Source organism: Streptomyces sp. NPDC021224, assembly GCF_044332905.1.
Lineage (GTDB): Bacteria > Actinomycetota > Actinomycetes > Streptomycetales > Streptomycetaceae > Actinacidiphila.
In genome coordinates this window covers 43,252-58,605 of sequence record NZ_JBIRPW010000022.1, presented here as the reverse complement: position 1 = coordinate 58,605, position 15,354 = coordinate 43,252, and the positions used below count along the sequence as shown (strand labels likewise).

Below are 15,354 nucleotides of genomic sequence, written 5' to 3'. Positions count from 1 at the left end.
AAGAAGGAAACCACCGGCGCCAGCAACTCCAACGGAACGTGAGCCATCCCACGGTCGACGCGTATCCGGGCGTCGCGGGGGTCGTTGCGGCGGCCTCCGCGTTCGTCCGCTTCCGGCCCGGACTGTGCACGCTGCGCGTCGCGGGCCGCTCCCGCGACGGACGGCCCCTCTACGTCCTCACCGTCGGGCACGACCGGCCCCGGGTCCGCAACATCCTCGTCGTCGCCGGGGCCCACGCCGACGAACGGATCGGCGGCGCGAGCGCCCTGCGGATCGCCGAACGCGTCGCCCGCGACCCGCAGTTGCACGCCGGAGCCGGAGCCGCCTGGCACTTCGTCCTCTGCCTCGACCCGGACGGCGCCCTGCGTACCGAGGACGGCCCCGCCGTCCGCCGCACCCCCGCCGACCACTTCCGGTACGCCTACCGGCCGCCCGCCGACGAGCAGCCCGAATGGGCGCCGTCCATCCGCCCCGCCCACGACCCGCTCCCCGAGTCCGAGGCCCTCCTCGCCCTCATCGACGACCTGCGGCCCGCCCTCCAGTGCTCCCTGCACGGCAACGACATCGGCGGCGCCTGGGCACAGGTCACCCGCGAACTGCCCGGCTTGTCCGAAGCACTCGGCAAGATCTGCGCGGAACGCGACGTCCCCGTCCAGACCGGCACGTACGACGCGCTGTACTGGCGGGTGTCAGGACCCGGCGTCTACGCGATGCCCGGCCCCGGCGAACGCAGCCAGTTCGACAGCCTGCCCGAGGACGTCGCCGGCTCCACATGGATACGGCCGCACGCGTACGGCGGCATGACCGCACTCTTCGAAGTGCCCATGTGGGCGAGCGCGGGCATCGCCGACTCCACCCCGCACCCCGACCCCGGACGGGCCCTCACCGCCGCCGCCGCACGGCTGCGCGCCCAGAACCGCACGACCGCCGCACTCCTCGACCGCGCCCGCGCCACCGCGGACGACCCCCAGCTCCTGCGCATCACCGAAAGCCTCGTCACCATGGCCCCGCGGGTCGCCGACGAATGGGAGGCGCTGGAGGCCGCGCCGCCCGTCCCCCTGACCCGCGCGCACGTCGCCGCGCTCGACATCGCCGCACGCCGCATGCCCCTGCGCGCCGCGGGCACCCTCCGCCGCCTCACCCCCGCGCGGGGCGCCCTCGCGGAGGAGGCGGACCGGCTCCTCACCACCTGGTCCGCCGACCTCGCCACGGCCCACGCCACCCGGTGGCTCCCGGTCCCGACCCAGGTCGACACCCAGTCCGAATCCGTCCTGGCCACGGCCCGCCTCCTCCTCGACTGAGCCCGCTTTCCGGCTCCCCGCCGGTGGGGGGGGTTCCCGCGCCTGGCGGCGCGGGGTGTTTCCCACCCCCAGTCACCCGTGCAGATTAGTGGGCGTGTGCACGCCTTCCTGTGGGGGTGCGCCGCCGTCGGGGGCGAACCGCAGTCCCTCACACATCCACCCCACCGGCAGGCAGCCGCCGACGAAACGCCGGGAGGGGGACGGTGCGGGGTGCCCCCGCAGGAATGCGCTGTCGGTGGCTCACCAACACGGCAAGAGGCCGAACGCGCATTCCGAGGAGGTGCCCCGTGGCGGCCCCCGCCCCACCCCGCGGCGCGCCGCGAAAGGGGCGCGAGGAACGGCGCGAGCAACCCCCACCGGCAGAAGGTCGCGCGGCGAACCGCAACAAGGCACCCCGGAGCGACCCCTCAGAGCGCCGCCGCAACCAACTCCGCGAGCTGCACCGCGTTCAGCGCAGCGCCCTTGCGGAGGTTGTCCCCCGACACGAAGAGCGCGAGCCCGTTCTCGACCGTCTCGTCGACGCGGATCCGGCCGACGTACGACACGTCACCGCCCGCGGCCTGCAGCGGCGTGGGGATCTCCGAGATCTCCACGCCGGGCGCGCCCGCGAGCACCTCGTACGCGCGCTCCACACCGAGCGGCCGCTCGAAGCGGGCGTTCAGCTGGAGCGAGTGCCCGGAGAAGACGGGCACCCGCACGCACGTGCCGGAGACCTTGAGCTCGGGGATCTCCAGGATCTTGCGGGACTCGTTCCGCAGCTTCTGCTCCTCGTCGGTCTCGAAGCTGCCGTCGTCGACGAGGTTCCCGGCGAGCGGGAGGACGTTGAAGGCGATGGGGCGGGCGTACACCGCGGGCTCGGGGAAGGCGACGGCGGAGCCGTCGAACGTGAGCTTGTCCGCGGACTCGACGACCGCGCGGGCCTGCCCGTGCAGCTCGGCGACGCCGGAGAGCCCGGAGCCGGAGACGGCCTGGTAGGTCGTGGCGACCAGCGAGACGAGCCCGGCCTCGGCGTGCAGCGCCTTGAGCACGGGCATCGCGGCCATCGTCGTGCAGTTGGGGTTGGCGATGATGCCCTTGGGGCGGTCGGCGAGGGCGTGCGGGTTGACCTCGGAGACGACGAGCGGGACCTCGGGGTCGCGGCGCCAGGCGGAGGAGTTGTCGATGACGACGGCGCCCTGCGCGGCGACCTTCTCGGCGATGGCGCGGCTGGTGGCGCCGCCCGCGGAGAAGATGACGATGTCGAGGCCGGAGAAGTCGGCGGTGCCGGCGTCCTCGACGGTGACCTCGGTGCCGTTCCAGGGCAGGGTGCGGCCCGCGGAGCGCGCGGACGCGAACAGCCGCAGCTCGTCCACCGGGAACTTCCGCTCGGCCAGCACCTGGCGTACGACTCCGCCGACCTGTCCGGTCGCTCCGACGATTCCGATCCTCATGGCCGCTACTCTCCGCTCTCGGGGGCTGTCGTGGTCTGTGGGGGTGCCCGCCGTTCGAGTATCACCGCAGGCGGTGGCGGGCGGCGAATGGTTTCAGGTGCCGAGACGTCCGGAGGTACGTACCGCGGGCGGCAGCGCGGCCAGCGACGCGGCGCTCGCGGGCAGCAGCGGCAGCCGTACGTCCGCGGTCGGGATACGGCCCTCCGCGTGCAGGGCGGCCTTGATGACGGTGGGGTTGGGCTCGCGGAAGAGCGCGGCGGCGCGGGCGGCGAGCCGGTGGCCGAGGGCGCGGTCGCCGGTGGCGGCCAGGCGCACCCAGGCGGCGGTGTCCAGGTGGGCCGAGGCGGCGATCACGCCGGTCGCGCCGAGGGCGAGCAGCGCGGGCGCGAAGACGTCGTCCCCGGCGAGGACGTCGAAGCCCGCGGGGCGGTCGCCCAGCAGGTCGACGGTGTCGGCGTCGATGCCGCCGGCCGCGTACTTCACTCCGGTGACGCCGGGGATCGCGGCGAGGGCGCGCAGTGCGCGGGCGGTGAGCGGCTGCCCGGTGCGGTAGGGCACGTGGTAGACGAGCAGCGGCAGCGGGCTGCGCGCGGCGAGCGCGGTGAAGTGCGCGACCACGCCCGCCTCGCCGGGCCGGACGAACGCCGGGACGGTCGCGAGCAGCGCGTCCGGCTCGACCGGCCACGGCCCGAGGTCGCGCCCGCCGCCGACGCCGAGGGCGAAGTACGCGCCCGCCTCGCGGCAGACCCGTCCGACCAGCTCGGCGACGGCGACGCGCTCGTCCGGCTCCAGGCTCTCCGGCTCCCCCGTGGTGCCGAGCGCGAGGAGACCGGCCGCCCCGTCCGCGAGCAGCCCGCGGGCCAGCGCCTCCAGCGCGTCGAGGGCGACGGCGCCGGAGGCGGTGAAGGGGGTCACGAGGGGGACGTACACGGGCGGGGCTGCGGTCATGCCCCGAGTCTCACCCGGAACAACGTGGTAGGTCCAGTGAAATGTTCTCGGGTACACCGTTAAGCAGATGTGAGATGTCAGAACACCTCGGGGCACCACGGGCGGCGTGCGGTGCGGAAGAGCACGTCCGCCGTGGCGGCCGCGCCCGGACGGTGCTCGGCCAGCAGGCCCAGCGTGACCAGCCGCAGCGCGGACTCGTCGCCGAGGTAGAGCCGCCCGAGGTCGGCGACGTCCAGGCTCAGATCGGGCGCGGCACCCGGCGCGGGCGTGCAGCGCGCCGCCGCGTCCGGCGCGGTCTCCAGCCGGAAGGTGCCGCCCGCCAGGCCCGCCGGGTCGCGCACCTCCAGCACCAGGTCCGCGGCGAGCGGGGCGTATTCGCGGGCGCTCAGGGCCACGGGCACGTCCAGCACGCGCAGCCACATGAAGTCCGCGTACGTCTCGACGCTCGCGGCGCGCGGGTCGCCCAGCAGCAGCGGCAGCACGTCGTCCGGCGGGCGGTGGTCCGTGGTGAGCTTCCTGAGCCAGTCCAGGGACAGCACGTGCCGCCACAGGGCCGCCTCCGCCGCGGGCGTCGCGGCGGTCAGGCTCACCACCGTCACGTCCGCGTGCGGCAGCTTGTTCGGCCAGTGCGGGTCATTGACGCGGTACGCCACCAGGCCGTCCACCTCGCCCGTCGCGGTGTCGCGGTAGGCGGCGAAGAAGGGGGCGCTGTAGCCGCTCGACGGATAGACCACCGCGCCCGTGTTCTGGTCCCACCAGGCCTTGCTGCGGCTGATCGCGCCCGGCGTCGCGCGCCGCACCCGCTCGTGCAGGGCGGGCCCGACGGCCCGCACCCCGGCGCCGTCCACCAGCTCGACCGTGCCCTGCGCCGGGTCCGGCCCGGCGTAGCGCCGGTCCAGCCCCGCCCGGTGGATCTCCACCTCGAAGTCCGTGACCCAGGTCGCGGGCCCGAAGCCGAAGCGGCCGTAGATCGGGTACTCCGCGGCGACCAGGATCGCCACCGCGTCCCCGCGGTCCTTCGCCGCGGCGAGGTCGGCGGCCATCATCGCGCTGGCCAGCCCGCGCCGCCGGTGCGTCGGTGTGACCGACACGTTGGTGACCGCGTCGGCGCTGACGGTGCCGCCGCCCGGCACGGTCAGCTCACGCGGCATGCTGCGGAAGGTCGCGACGCATCTGCCGCCCTCGAAGGCGCCGCGCGTACGGTCGAGCTCCAGCGTCGCGCGGCGCAGCGGCACCTCTTCCGGGGTGACCTCCACCGCCCGGTGGAACCCGGTGTTCAGTGCGTTCAGCCACTCTGCGACGTCGTCGTCGCCCAACGTACGAATCTCTGTCCCCATCGGTGCACGGTATGCACTCCGTGCAGGGCGCCGCATCCGGTTAAACGCCCGCCGCGATCGGGCTGCCGCCCGGGGTGAACGATGACGGCGGTCGCCGGGCCTCCCGCCGGTGGGTGGTTGCTCGCGCAGTTTCCCCCGCGCCCCTAAAAACGCTCACCCTGCGCGCAGAGGGCACCCACCAGGGGCGCGTGGGGGTACCTCCCAGGCGAAGCTCTGGGGGAGAACTGCTCGCGCGACCGCCCACCGGCGGACGGTCGCGCAAAGCACCCGGCGGGGGCACCCCGGAGCGCACCCCCTCAGCCGTCGCAGAGGAGATCGTCGATGCGGGCCTCACCCTCGCGGTAGCGGCGGGTGATCTCGGCGGAGCAGCCGTCGACGGTGTGCTGGAGGCGCTGTCGGCGCCCCGACACCTCCTGCTCGTGGCGCGCCAGGCGCGCCATCGCCTCGTCGAGTTCGGCGTCCGTGCGCGCCTCCAGGTCGGAGAGTTCCACCTCGGCGAGTATCTCCTCGGCGAGGCGCTGCACGCGCGGCGTGAGCGGTGTGCCGAGGGTGACGTGGCGGGCGGAGGTGCGGACCCGGGAGGGGCCGTCCGCGAGGATCTCGGGGAGGCGGTCGAGGACGGGTACGGGCGCGTCCGGGCCGGGCTCCTGCCCGGGGGTCCCGGCGGGGGCGCGTCCGCGCAGTTCGGCCCGCAGGATGTCGATCCGTCCGTGCAGCAGGCGGCGCAGGTAGGACAGGTCGGCCTCCTCGCGCTGGGCTTCGCGGCGCAGGGCGCGCAGCGCGGGCAGGTCGAGGGCGCCCAGGTCGGGCTCGGCGGTGTCGGCGAGCGGGGCACGGGGCGCGGGCGGGCCGGACGGCCCGGGTGCGTCGGCCTTGAGCATGGGGTGGCCCTTCCTGGTGGGCGTGGGCTTCCTGGGCGCCGCCGGCCGGTGTGCGCGGCGGTGCCGGGAGTCTGTCCGGCGTCGGTTGCGGTCATGCGTGTCGTCCCCCGCACGCAGCACACGCGCGGTGCGAACGCCCCGCTGCGGCCGGGGCACGCGCGGTGCGCGGGTGCCCCGGTACGCCAACGGGCCGCCGCGTACGCCGGGTGCGGGTCGTTCCCCGGTACGCGACGGGCTGCCGCGGGCCGGGATCCCTGCGTCGATGCTGCCACCTGGGCCCGACGCCCCGCAGCGACTCTGCACCCGAACGGACCTCGCAACAGTTGTGCGAAGCCGCTGCCCCGGCGCAGGGAGCAGGTGCCGCGCGCCCCCTCGCGTACGCCCCACCCCCGGCTCGGCGCCCCCGGCGCGCACGTCACAATGGCCGCATGCGTGCGGTGGCCCAGCGGGTGAGCGAGGCGAAGGTCGTGGTCGACGGGCGGACGGTCGGGGCCGTCGCGGGGCCCGGCCTGTGCGTGCTGGTGGGGGTGACGCACGACGACACCAAGGAGAAGGCGGCCCAGCTCGCCCGCAAGCTGTGGACGCTGCGCATCCTCCCGGACGAGACGTCGTGCTCGGACATCGGCGCGCCGCTGCTGGTGATCAGCCAGTTCACGCTGTACGGCGACGCGCGCAAGGGCCGCCGCCCGACGTGGAACGCGGCCGCGCCCGGGGCGGTCGCCGAGCCGCTCGTGGACGCGGTGGTGGCCGAGCTGCGGGTGCTCGGCGCGACCGTGGAGACGGGCGTGTTCGGCGCCGACATGAAGGTGTCGCTCACCAACGACGGACCCTTCACCGTCGTCCTGGAGATGTGAGCGCCCGGGGCCGCTCAGGGCGCGACGACGGTCTCCTGTGTCGCGGCGGTCTCGTCGGCGACGAGCGTCGCGCCCTCGGGGGTGTTGCGCTTGACGACGGCGAGGGCGATCGGCCCCAGCTCCCAGTGCCGCGCGGACGACGTGACGGTGCCGACGACGCGGCCCTCGCCGCCCTCCTCCGCGACCCGCAGCGGGGTGCCGTGGCCGGGCAGCCGGACCTCGCTGCCGTCCAGGTGCAGGAAGACCAGGCGGCGCGGCGGGCGGCCGAGGTTCTGCACGCGGGCCACCGTCTCCTGGCCGCGGTAGCAGCCCTTGTGCAGGTGGACGGCGGTCTCCAGCCAGCCCAGCTCGTGCGGGATGGTGCGGTGGTCGGTCTCCAGGCCGAGCCGCGGCCGGTGCGCCTCGATGCGCAGCGCCTCGTGGGCGAGCACCCCGGCGGGCGGTCCGGCCTGGACGGCGAACTCCTCCAGGCTCTCGCGCGGCACGAACACGTCCCGCCCGTACGGCGTCTCGCGCACCGCCCAGTCGTCCGGGACGGGGACGATGGAGCCCGCGGGGAGGTGGACGAGGGCGAAGCGCTCCGTCGCGTCGGCGGTCTCGACCCGGTAGAAGAACTTCATGCTCTCCAGGTACGCGAGCAGGTCGCCCTGCGTGCCGGGCTCGACGTGGATCCACGTCGTCGTGCCGTCGTCGACGAGGTAGAGCGCGTGCTCGATGTGCCCGTTCGGGGAGAGGATGAGCGCCTCGGTGGCCTGTCCGGGCGGGAGCTGCTCGACGTGCTGGGTGAGCAGCAGGTGCAGCCACGGGAGCCGGTCGTCGCCGGTGACGGTGACGACACCGCGGTGCGAGAGGTCCACGAATCCGCGGCCGTCGGCGAGCGCGCGCTGCTCGCGGAAGAGGTCGCCGTAGTGCGCGGCCACGCCTTCGTCGGGGCCTTCCGCCGGAACAGCGCCGGGCAGCGACAGCAAAGGGCTCTTCGTCGTCATGCCGTCAAGACTACGACCCGCCCCGCGCGGACTCCGCGGCGTCCTCCGCCGCCTGCCGGGCCGCGGCCTTGGCCGCGCAGTCCCGGCAGCGGCCGAAGATGGCGAAGTGCTTCATGTCCGTCTCGAAGCCGAAGTGTTCGCGCAGGCCCTCGCCGAGCGGCGCGGCGAGCGAGACGTCGGCCTCGGTGACCACGTCGCAGTCGCGGCACACCAGGTGCATGTGGTCGTGCCGGTCCGCGAGGTGGTAGGTGGGAGCGCCGTGGCCCAGGTGGGCGTGGCTGACCAGGCCCAGCTCCTCCAGCAGCTCCAGGGTGCGGTAGACGGTGGAGATGTTGATCCCCGAGGCGGTCCTGCGCACCTCGCTCAGGATGCCGTCGGGGGTGGCGTGCTCCAGGGTGTCGACCGCTTCCAGCACCAGCTGCCGCTGCGGCGTGAGACGGTAGCCGCGGCGGCGCAGGTCGCTCTTCCAGTCGGTGGTGACCACGGGGCCAGTGTAGGGCGGAGGCACCCGTGCGCCGCCGCTCCGGACCCGCGGACAGGGGTGTGACCCCTACCCGGACGCCCGCCAGGACCGCGGCCCGCCGCTACTTGAAGAAGGCGATCCCGTCGTCCGGGAGGTCCTTGAGGTCGGCGGCCCACTCGCGCGGGTCCACGACCTTCTTCAGGTGCGCGGACATGTAGGCGCGCAGCGGGACGGACGGGGTGGCCTTCTCGCCGACCCACATCAGGTCGCTGTTCACATAACCGTAGAGCCGCTTGCCGCCGCTGTACTCCGGGGCGACGGGCAGCCGGGCGACCGCGTCCGTGACCAGGTCGATCTGCGGCTTGCCCTCGGCCAGCTCGCCGGTCCAGATCTCGACGACACCCTCGTCACGGGTGGTCGTGACATCGACCTTGCGGTCGGCGCCGATCCGCCAGTAGCCGGTCTCGCTCTCCAGCGGGCGGGTCTTCTTGCCCTCGGCGTCCAGCACCCAGGTGTGCGAGGCGTACTCCAGGAACGGCCGGCCGTCGTGGCGGAAGACGACCTCCTGCCCGAAGTTGCACTTCTCGGCACCGGGGAAGTCGAACACCCCCGCGCCCTCCCAGCGGCCGAGCAGGAAGGCCAGCGGCACGAGGTCGGGGTGCAGGTCGGACGGGATCTCGATCATGTCAGCGCTGGCCCTGGTAGAGCTTCTTGACCGCGTAGAGCGCGAACGCGGCGACGGCGACGCACACCAGCACGAGCAGGGCGTCGAAGTAGTACTCAATGTGCACGGGACGTGCTCCTCGTGAGGGCATCGGGCAGGGCCGCCGCCAAGTCTAGTGCGCGGCCCCGCGCGGGCGCGGGCAGGCCGTCTGACGTGGGACGCGGCGGGAAGCGCACCGGCCCCCGCGCCGGGCGGGGCGCGGGGGCCGGGGTTCCCGTGGGGACGGGCGGGGGAAGGGTCAGCCGAGCAGCTGCGCCTGGAGGGCGACGGTCTGCGCGAAGGCCTGCTCCGGGGCGGCGCCGCCCTTACGGGTCAGCATCACGACCGCGACGGTGTCGCCCCCGCCCACCGCGGCGTACCGCGTCATCTCGGGGCCGTAGGGCGTCTTCTCGGCGAACGCGTGGACGGCCGTGCCCTGGGGATGGGCGAGGTCGCTCGGCGCGGTGTCCTTCTCGCCCGCGGACACGCCCTGGGGAGGCGTCGCCCCCTGGTTCTGCAGGTAGCGGTCCGCGTAGGCCCGGGAGATGAACTGGAGCAGGTAGACCTGTCCGCGGGTGCCGTCCGGCATCGTCCAGCCGCGGGCCGCGATGTGCCGCAGACCGCCCTCCTTGAGCGCGGCCTCCTGCTGCGGGCCGTCGCCGCCCGGGCGCGTCGCGAGGTACGCGGCCGTCGGCAGCCAGCCCTTCGCGCCCGGGAACGCGGTGTCATCCACCGCGCCCTCCGGCTCGGGCAGGAGCAGGGCCCGCAGGTCGGCGTAGTGCACGGCCGCGGGGTTGCGCGGGGTGTCGAAGGGGCGCGGCCTGCCGCCCGGCAGCCGCGGCAGCGCGAGCGCGGGGTACGTCCAGCGGCCGTCGTCGGGCGTCCCGAGGCCGGGGATCTTCGTACGCTCCGGGCGCGTCACGGCGTAGGCCGTACCGGCGCCGAAGACGGCGAAGACCAGCAGGACGGCGGTCCAGCGCAGCGTCACCCGCGTCCGCGGGCTCATCCGCCGCGGCGCGACGACCGGCACCGGCGGGTAGCCGGGCTGCGGGTAGCCGGGCTGCGGGTAGCCGGGCGACGGGTGGCCGGGCCCGGCGGCCGGCGCGTACCCGGGAGGCGGCGGCGCGGTGGGCTGTTCTGCGGCGGGGGTCGCGGAGAGGTCGGACATCAGACGCCCTCCCCCGGTGCCTTGACGCGGTCGAGCTGGCGACGCAGCAGTGCGGGGATCTCGTCCCAGTCCACCGAGCCCTCCCCGACCGCCTGGAACTGCACCATCAGGTCGCCCTCCGTGGCCTGGCAGAACATCATGTCGACGGACGGGTCGTCGTAGGAGTCGTCGTAGGAGTCGTCACCGCTGGAGTCGTCCGAGTCGTCGGGCGCCGTGGGCTGCACGCACACCGCGTGCGGGTAGCCGGGCACCTCCGGGCCCTTGGAGAGGTATTTCGAGTCCGCCGTCAGGCCGCGGAAGGCCTCGGGCTGGGCGCCCGCGGCCGTCTTGTTGCCGACCTGGACGAGCACCATCTGGTACGTCTGCCTGTTGTCCGCGGTGCGGTAGGTGCGCACGGCGGCGCCCTTGACGTGCATCGCGTCGATCTGGGATTCGAGCGCACGGCGCTGCGCGGACGGGAAGCGGGAGCCGGTGTCGCCGCCCATGAGCAGCTTCTTCGCCCCCGCTGCGTCCAGCACGGTGTCGTTGCCGAACTGTTCGAGGTCCGGGCCGGGCCGCATGCCCTGCGGCATCGGCAGCAGCATCTGGCCGAGGTCGCCGACGTGCGTGCCGCCCGCGGTCACCGCGTACGTGCGGGTCGGTGTCGGGGTGGCCGTCGCCGAGGGCTTCGCCAGGGGTGTGCTCTTGCCGTCGCCGTCCCGGGTGAGCGCGTAGCCCCCGCCGGCCGCGGCGACCACCACGAGGACACCGGCCACGAGCAGCGCGGTACGCCGCTTCCTCCGCGCGGGCGGCACCGGCGGCACCGGCGCCCCCCACGCCGGGTGGGCGTACGGCTGCGCGCCCGGGTAGCCGTACGCGGAAGGGGGCGGCGGTACGGCCGCGGGCTGCACGGGAAGCACGTCCACCGCGGGCTCCTGCGGCGCGGGCACCGCGGGCACCTCGGGCGCGGAGGCCGGTTCTGCGGGCGGGGTGGGCTGCGCGGGGCGCGGGGTCTCGTCGCTCACAGCCGCTCCAGCTGCTCGGTGATCACGGTCCGGAGGTCCTTCTCGTGCACCGGGTCCAGCGAGGAGATGTAGACCTCGACGAAGATGTTGCCGACCCGGGCGAAGGCCTGGCCGACGTAGACCCGGATGTCGTCCTCGTCGTAGGGCTCCGCCGAGGCCATGACCGTGCCGTCGACGGTGCCGGGCAGCGGCACGCCGTGCTGCTGGTGGCCGTGGTCGGTCGAGCCGGCGGCGTCGCGGAGCGCCTGCTCGGTGTAGATGCTGGTGTCGTCCCGGTACTGGGTGAGCGTGACGTCGGTGTTGACCGCCTCGTCGTGCCCGGTGTCCCAGGTGGCCTCGACCGCGCGCCGGAAGCCGCGTTCGTTGAGGTTCTCGAAGGCGCGGTAGGTGCCGAGCTGGTCGGCCAGCTCGGACTGGGTGAGCCAGCCGCGCTCGCCGTTCTTCGCCCCGGCGGGGACCGGGACCAGCAGCTTCAGCAGGTTGCCCTCGTAGACCGCGTCGCGGTCGTCGGCGGCCTGGGGCGCGGGCGCGGTGGGCCCGGGGCCCGCGGGCTGGGTCGGGCCCGCGGCGACGAGCGGCGGCAGCGGCGTGGCCGGCCGGCCGCTCTGCACGGCGTAGCCCGCGCCGCCGCCCGCCAGCACGCCGAGCACGAGGGCGGCGGCGAGAACGAGGGTGAGCTTGCGGCGGGCCATCGGCCGGTAGGGCCGCTCGGCGGCCGCGGGCGCCGCGACCGGGGCCTCCGTCGGCTCGGGTGTCGATTCCGGCGCCGGTTCAGATGTTGGTTCAGGTGCCGGTTCCGGTGTGAGGTGCGGGGCCGGGTCCCCGACGGCTTCGCCGTCGTCGCGGCGCACGTCGCCGCCCGCTTCTTCCATGAATGCCCCCCCAGGCATGTGAACGCACACGTGTGCGACCGATCACACACGGACTCGTATTATGTCCAGCCGCCACACCGCGTCCCCACCGAATATGCACAGGCCCGACGTGACGTGTGCCACATACGCGCGGCGCCTACGCTGGTCGGATGGCGAACAAGCTGGTGATCAAAGTGACGGCGGGCGCGGACGCGCCCGAGCGGTGCTCGCAGGCCTTCACGGTGGCGGCGGTCGCGGTGGCGAGCGGCGTGGAGGTGTCGCTGTGGCTGACGGGCGAGTCGGCCTGGTTCGCGCTGCCGGGAAGGGCCGCGGAGTTCGAACTCCCGCACGCGGCGCCGCTGCCCGACCTGCTCGACGCGGTGATCGGGGCCGGGCAGGTGACCCTGTGCAGCCAGTGCGCCGCCCGCCGCGACATCGGCGAGCGCGATGTCCTGGAGGGTGTCCGCATCGCGGGCGCGCAGGTCTTCGTCAGCGAGATCATGCCGGACGGCGTGCAGGCCCTCGTCTACTGACGTCCGCCGGGGGCGCGTAAAAAACGGGGCCTCGCGGCCCCGGTCTCATCTGCGGTGGTCCTTGCGGCCCCGCCCCTCCAGTTCGTTCCACCAGGCGTCCGACTCCGGGTCCCCGGTGTGGGCGGGGTCGCCCCCGCGGCCTTTCGCGTGGGGGCCGTCCGCGCCCTGGTCGTCCTCGTCGCCGTCCTGCTCGTCGAACCACCGCTCGCCGGGGCGGCGCTTGTTGGCGACGATCGCGGCGAAGGGCGGGATCGTCATCGCCACCAGGCACATCACGATCGCCGCGGGCACGGACCACAGGCGCACCACCGCCCACGCCATGACGAACAGCACCACGCAGGTGCCCATCATGGCGAAGTACCAGTGACGGCGGTGTGCGTCCACAACTCAACGGTACGTCCGCCACGCGGATACCGAAACAGAACGGACGGAACGGACCGCGCCCGTACGGGGACACGGCGGAGGGCCGCATCCGCGCGGGATGCGGCCCTCCGCCGTACAGCGACCGTATGCCGGTCACGCCGTCTCAGACGGCGATGGCCACCTCGGACGGGGTGCCCTGCTGGGCCACGACCGTGCGGTCCACCGTCGCGCCGGGAACGAGCGCGCGCAGCGTCCAGGTGCCGGGCGCCGCGAAGAAGCGGAACTGCCCGGTCGCCGAGGTCGGCACCTCGGCGGTGAACTCGCCGCCGCCGTCCAGGAGTCGCACGTACCCGCTGACGGGCTCGCCGTCACGGGTGACGGAGCCCTGGATGATGGTCTCCTTGGCCACGTCGATGCCCGCCAGTTCCGGGCCGCCGGCCTTCGCTCCACACATAACGTTCAGTCCTCGCCTTGTCGCTGGGGGTCGATCGGTTCCGGGGTCAGTTGGCGCCGAGCTCGATCGGCACGCCGACCAGCGAGCCGTACTCGGTCCACGAGCCGTCGTAGTTCTTGACGTTGCCCTGGTCGAGCAGCTCGTGCAGCACGAACCAGGTGAGCGCGGAGCGCTCACCGATGCGGCAGTACGCGATGGTGTCCTTGGCCAGGTCGACGTTCTCGTCCTCGTAGAGCTTCTTCAGCTCGTCGTCGGACTTGAACGTGCCGTCGTCGTTGGCGTTCTTCGACCACGGGATGTTGCGGGCGCTCGGCACGTGGCCGGGGCGCTGCGACTGCTCCTGCGGGAGGTGGGCCGGGGCGAGCAGCTTGCCGGAGAACTCGTCGGGCGAGCGCACGTCGACCAGGTTCAGCGAGCCGATCGCGGCCACGACGTCGTCGCGGAAGGCGCGGATCGCGGTGTTCTGGGCCTTGGCCTTGTACTCGGTCGCGGCGCGCTCGGGCACGGCGGCGACCAGGTCGCGGGAGTCCAGCTCCCACTTCTTGCGGCCGCCGTCGAGCAGCTTGACCGAGTCGTGGCCGTAGAGCTTGAAGTACCAGTAGGCGTAGGAAGCGAACCAGTTGTTGTTGCCGCCGTAGAGGACGACCGTGTCGTCGTTGGCGATGCCCTTGGCGGACAGCAGCGCCTCGAAGCCGGCCTGGTCCACGAAGTCGCGGCGGACCGGGTCCTGGAGGTCCTGCTTCCAGTCGATGCGGACGGCGTTCTTGATGTGGTTCTTGTCGTACGCCGAGGTGTCCTCGTCCACCTCGACGATGACCACCTTCGGGTCGTCGATGTGGGCCTCGACCCAGTCGGCGTCGACCAGGACGTCACTGCGGCTCATGCTGTTCTCCTCCGGGGCAGTGCGGATGGTGCGGTGGCCGCGCGGTACGCGGCGCGCGATGCGGTTGCGGTGCGAGGTGCGGGGGTGCGGTACGGCCGGCGGCTCCGTGGGCGCGCGACACGGCGCGGGGCAGGCAGGGGCGCTGACGCCTTGCGGCCGGACGCGCGGTGCGGGAGAGCTGCCGCCCCTCAGGGCATGCGACAGAGCATGGCGGCGACGCGGCACAGATCGACTGCCCGCCGCTTCGTGAGATCCGCCTGTCGCTTCATGGTCCCGATCGTAGGGAAGCGGACCCGCGAGTGTCACCGGCGTGTCACATGACGAGACAAGATTGTCCATATAGTGGAAAACGGGCGGGCGCCACAGCGTCCCGCCCGCCTCCGCGGTGATCGTCCCCGGCCCGGGCGGACCCGGCCGGACCCGCCGCTCAGCCCGACACCAGCTCCACGTTCCGCCCCGCGGCCTTGATGTCCATCCCGGTCGCGGTGCCCACCGCCTTGGTCAGCGAGATGCCGGACGGCAGGTGGGTCAGGTTCGTGTCGAAGTCGATCCCGGCGCGGACGGACTTCTCCAGGCCCAGCGCGGTGATCTCCTTGGGCATGCTCTCGGCGTGCAGGGTGATCTTCTGGCCGCTCACCTGGACCCGGCTGAAGACGCTGAGGCCACCGCTGCCCAGGCCGGGCAGCGACGCGGACAGCTTGACCCGCGCGGTGCCGTCGGCGGCCGGCGGGGCCGCGCTCACCTTGACCCCGGGGGGCGCCGACTTCGACAGGTCGTCGTAGCTCACGAAGGCGTCGCCCGTGGCCCGGTCGGCGGTCGCCCTGGAGAAGTTGTCGGTGAGCTTCACCCCGTACAGGTCGGCGGTGAAGGTCGTGATGCGGACGTCCTGGCGGCCGCCGTCCGCGTTGACGTCCTCGGCCTTGATCGAGACGTGCTTGATCTTGCCGAAGAGCACCTGCGTCAGGAACGGCCGCGGGAAGTGGTCTATCGACAGCTTCGGCTTGTGCTCCAGGCCCTCGGACGTACGGGCCTTCTCCGCGGCCCGGTCCTCCACCACGCGCACCGCGAACCAGTCGGCGGCGTAGAACAGGCCGCCGAGTATCACCACGATGATCAGGATCGTCCGCCATACCCGCCACGAACCCATGCGCCCGCCACACTCCCCACTCGGTCCCGCCCCTGACACTTCCCGCAT

The 15,354-nt window shown here is 73.7% G+C and carries 18 protein-coding genes; 3 read left to right on the top strand and 15 right to left on the bottom strand.

Annotated elements, in window-relative coordinates:
• Nucleotides 1-38: 38 nt before the first annotated feature.
• Entirely contained in the window at nt 39-1,301 is a 1,263-nt protein-coding gene (locus ACH4PY_RS33925) for a M14 family zinc carboxypeptidase (RefSeq protein ID WP_398192049.1), read from the top strand.
• 407 nt (nt 1,302-1,708) lie between these two features.
• Here ACH4PY_RS33925 and ACH4PY_RS33920 read toward each other — a convergent pair whose 3' ends face one another.
• The 4 genes from ACH4PY_RS33920 to ACH4PY_RS33905 form a co-directional block, all read right to left on the bottom strand.
• The gene (locus ACH4PY_RS33920; RefSeq protein WP_398192048.1) at nt 1,709-2,731 is read right to left on the bottom strand and encodes an aspartate-semialdehyde dehydrogenase; all 1,023 of its coding nucleotides are present in this window, start codon (nt 2,729-2,731) and stop codon (nt 1,709-1,711) included.
• Between the two features lie 93 nt (nt 2,732-2,824).
• Nucleotides 2,825-3,679, bottom strand: a complete 855-nt coding sequence (locus ACH4PY_RS33915) for a dihydrodipicolinate synthase family protein (RefSeq protein WP_398192046.1) — start codon at nt 3,677-3,679, stop codon at nt 2,825-2,827.
• A 77-nt stretch (nt 3,680-3,756) separates the two neighbouring features.
• Nucleotides 3,757-5,016 carry a GNAT family N-acetyltransferase gene (locus ACH4PY_RS33910; RefSeq protein ID WP_398192044.1) on the bottom strand — a complete coding sequence of 420 codons (1,260 nt, stop codon included), beginning with the start codon at nt 5,014-5,016 and terminating at the stop codon, nt 3,757-3,759.
• Nucleotides 5,017-5,312: 296 nt separating this feature from the next.
• On the bottom strand, nt 5,313-5,897 hold the full coding sequence (locus ACH4PY_RS33905) for a hypothetical protein (protein ID WP_398192042.1): 585 nt from the start codon (nt 5,895-5,897) through the stop codon (nt 5,313-5,315).
• 428 nt (nt 5,898-6,325) lie between these two features.
• Between ACH4PY_RS33905 and dtd the strand changes: the two genes are divergently transcribed.
• Nucleotides 6,326-6,751: a D-aminoacyl-tRNA deacylase gene (gene dtd / locus ACH4PY_RS33900; protein ID WP_398192040.1), complete on the top strand. Its 426-nt coding sequence runs from the start codon at nt 6,326-6,328 to the stop codon at nt 6,749-6,751.
• 14 nt (nt 6,752-6,765) lie between these two features.
• Here dtd and ACH4PY_RS33895 read toward each other — a convergent pair whose 3' ends face one another.
• From ACH4PY_RS33895 to ACH4PY_RS33870, 6 genes are all read right to left on the bottom strand, one after another.
• Nucleotides 6,766-7,737 carry a YgfZ/GcvT domain-containing protein gene (locus ACH4PY_RS33895; protein WP_398192038.1) on the bottom strand — a complete coding sequence of 324 codons (972 nt, stop codon included), beginning with the start codon at nt 7,735-7,737 and terminating at the stop codon, nt 6,766-6,768.
• 10 nt (nt 7,738-7,747) lie between these two features.
• Nucleotides 7,748-8,221, bottom strand: coding sequence for a Fur family transcriptional regulator (locus ACH4PY_RS33890; RefSeq protein ID WP_398192037.1), 474 nt, complete (start codon nt 8,219-8,221; stop codon nt 7,748-7,750).
• A gap of 100 nt (nt 8,222-8,321) precedes the next feature.
• Nucleotides 8,322-8,885, bottom strand: a complete 564-nt coding sequence (locus tag ACH4PY_RS33885; protein ID WP_398192035.1) for an FABP family protein — start codon at nt 8,883-8,885, stop codon at nt 8,322-8,324.
• 277 nt (nt 8,886-9,162) lie between these two features.
• A complete protein-coding gene (locus tag ACH4PY_RS33880) occupies nt 9,163-10,071 on the bottom strand; it encodes a hypothetical protein (RefSeq protein ID WP_398192033.1) in 909 nt (302 codons plus the stop codon).
• Entirely contained in the window at nt 10,071-11,075 is a 1,005-nt protein-coding gene (locus ACH4PY_RS33875; RefSeq protein WP_398192031.1) for a hypothetical protein, read from the bottom strand. The genes ACH4PY_RS33880 and ACH4PY_RS33875 overlap by 1 nt, the downstream gene beginning before the upstream one ends.
• Nucleotides 11,072-11,947, bottom strand: a complete 876-nt coding sequence (locus tag ACH4PY_RS33870; protein ID WP_398192029.1) for a hypothetical protein — start codon at nt 11,945-11,947, stop codon at nt 11,072-11,074. Before ACH4PY_RS33870 ends, ACH4PY_RS33875 begins: the two co-directional genes overlap by 4 nt.
• 149 nt (nt 11,948-12,096) lie before the next feature.
• Between ACH4PY_RS33870 and ACH4PY_RS33865 the strand changes: the two genes are divergently transcribed.
• The gene (locus ACH4PY_RS33865) at nt 12,097-12,459 is read left to right on the top strand and encodes a DsrE family protein (protein WP_398192028.1); all 363 of its coding nucleotides are present in this window, start codon (nt 12,097-12,099) and stop codon (nt 12,457-12,459) included.
• A gap of 45 nt (nt 12,460-12,504) precedes the next feature.
• On the opposite strand, the gene ACH4PY_RS33860 is transcribed toward ACH4PY_RS33865, so the two are convergent.
• The 5 genes from ACH4PY_RS33860 to ACH4PY_RS33840 form a co-directional block, all read right to left on the bottom strand.
• A complete protein-coding gene (locus ACH4PY_RS33860) occupies nt 12,505-12,810 on the bottom strand; it encodes a DUF3099 domain-containing protein (protein ID WP_398192146.1) in 306 nt (101 codons plus the stop codon).
• 175 nt (nt 12,811-12,985) lie between these two features.
• Complete coding sequence (locus tag ACH4PY_RS33855) at nt 12,986-13,276, bottom strand: DUF1416 domain-containing protein (RefSeq protein ID WP_398192027.1); 291 nt, start codon at nt 13,274-13,276, stop codon at nt 12,986-12,988.
• Nucleotides 13,277-13,322: 46 nt separating this feature from the next.
• A complete protein-coding gene (locus tag ACH4PY_RS33850) occupies nt 13,323-14,159 on the bottom strand; it encodes a sulfurtransferase (RefSeq protein ID WP_398192024.1) in 837 nt (278 codons plus the stop codon).
• Nucleotides 14,160-14,347: 188 nt separating this feature from the next.
• The gene (locus ACH4PY_RS33845) at nt 14,348-14,428 is read right to left on the bottom strand and encodes a putative leader peptide (RefSeq protein WP_355342331.1); all 81 of its coding nucleotides are present in this window, start codon (nt 14,426-14,428) and stop codon (nt 14,348-14,350) included.
• A 158-nt stretch (nt 14,429-14,586) separates the two neighbouring features.
• A complete protein-coding gene (locus ACH4PY_RS33840; protein ID WP_398192022.1) occupies nt 14,587-15,306 on the bottom strand; it encodes a DUF2993 domain-containing protein in 720 nt (239 codons plus the stop codon).
• Nucleotides 15,307-15,354: the final 48 nt, after the last annotated feature.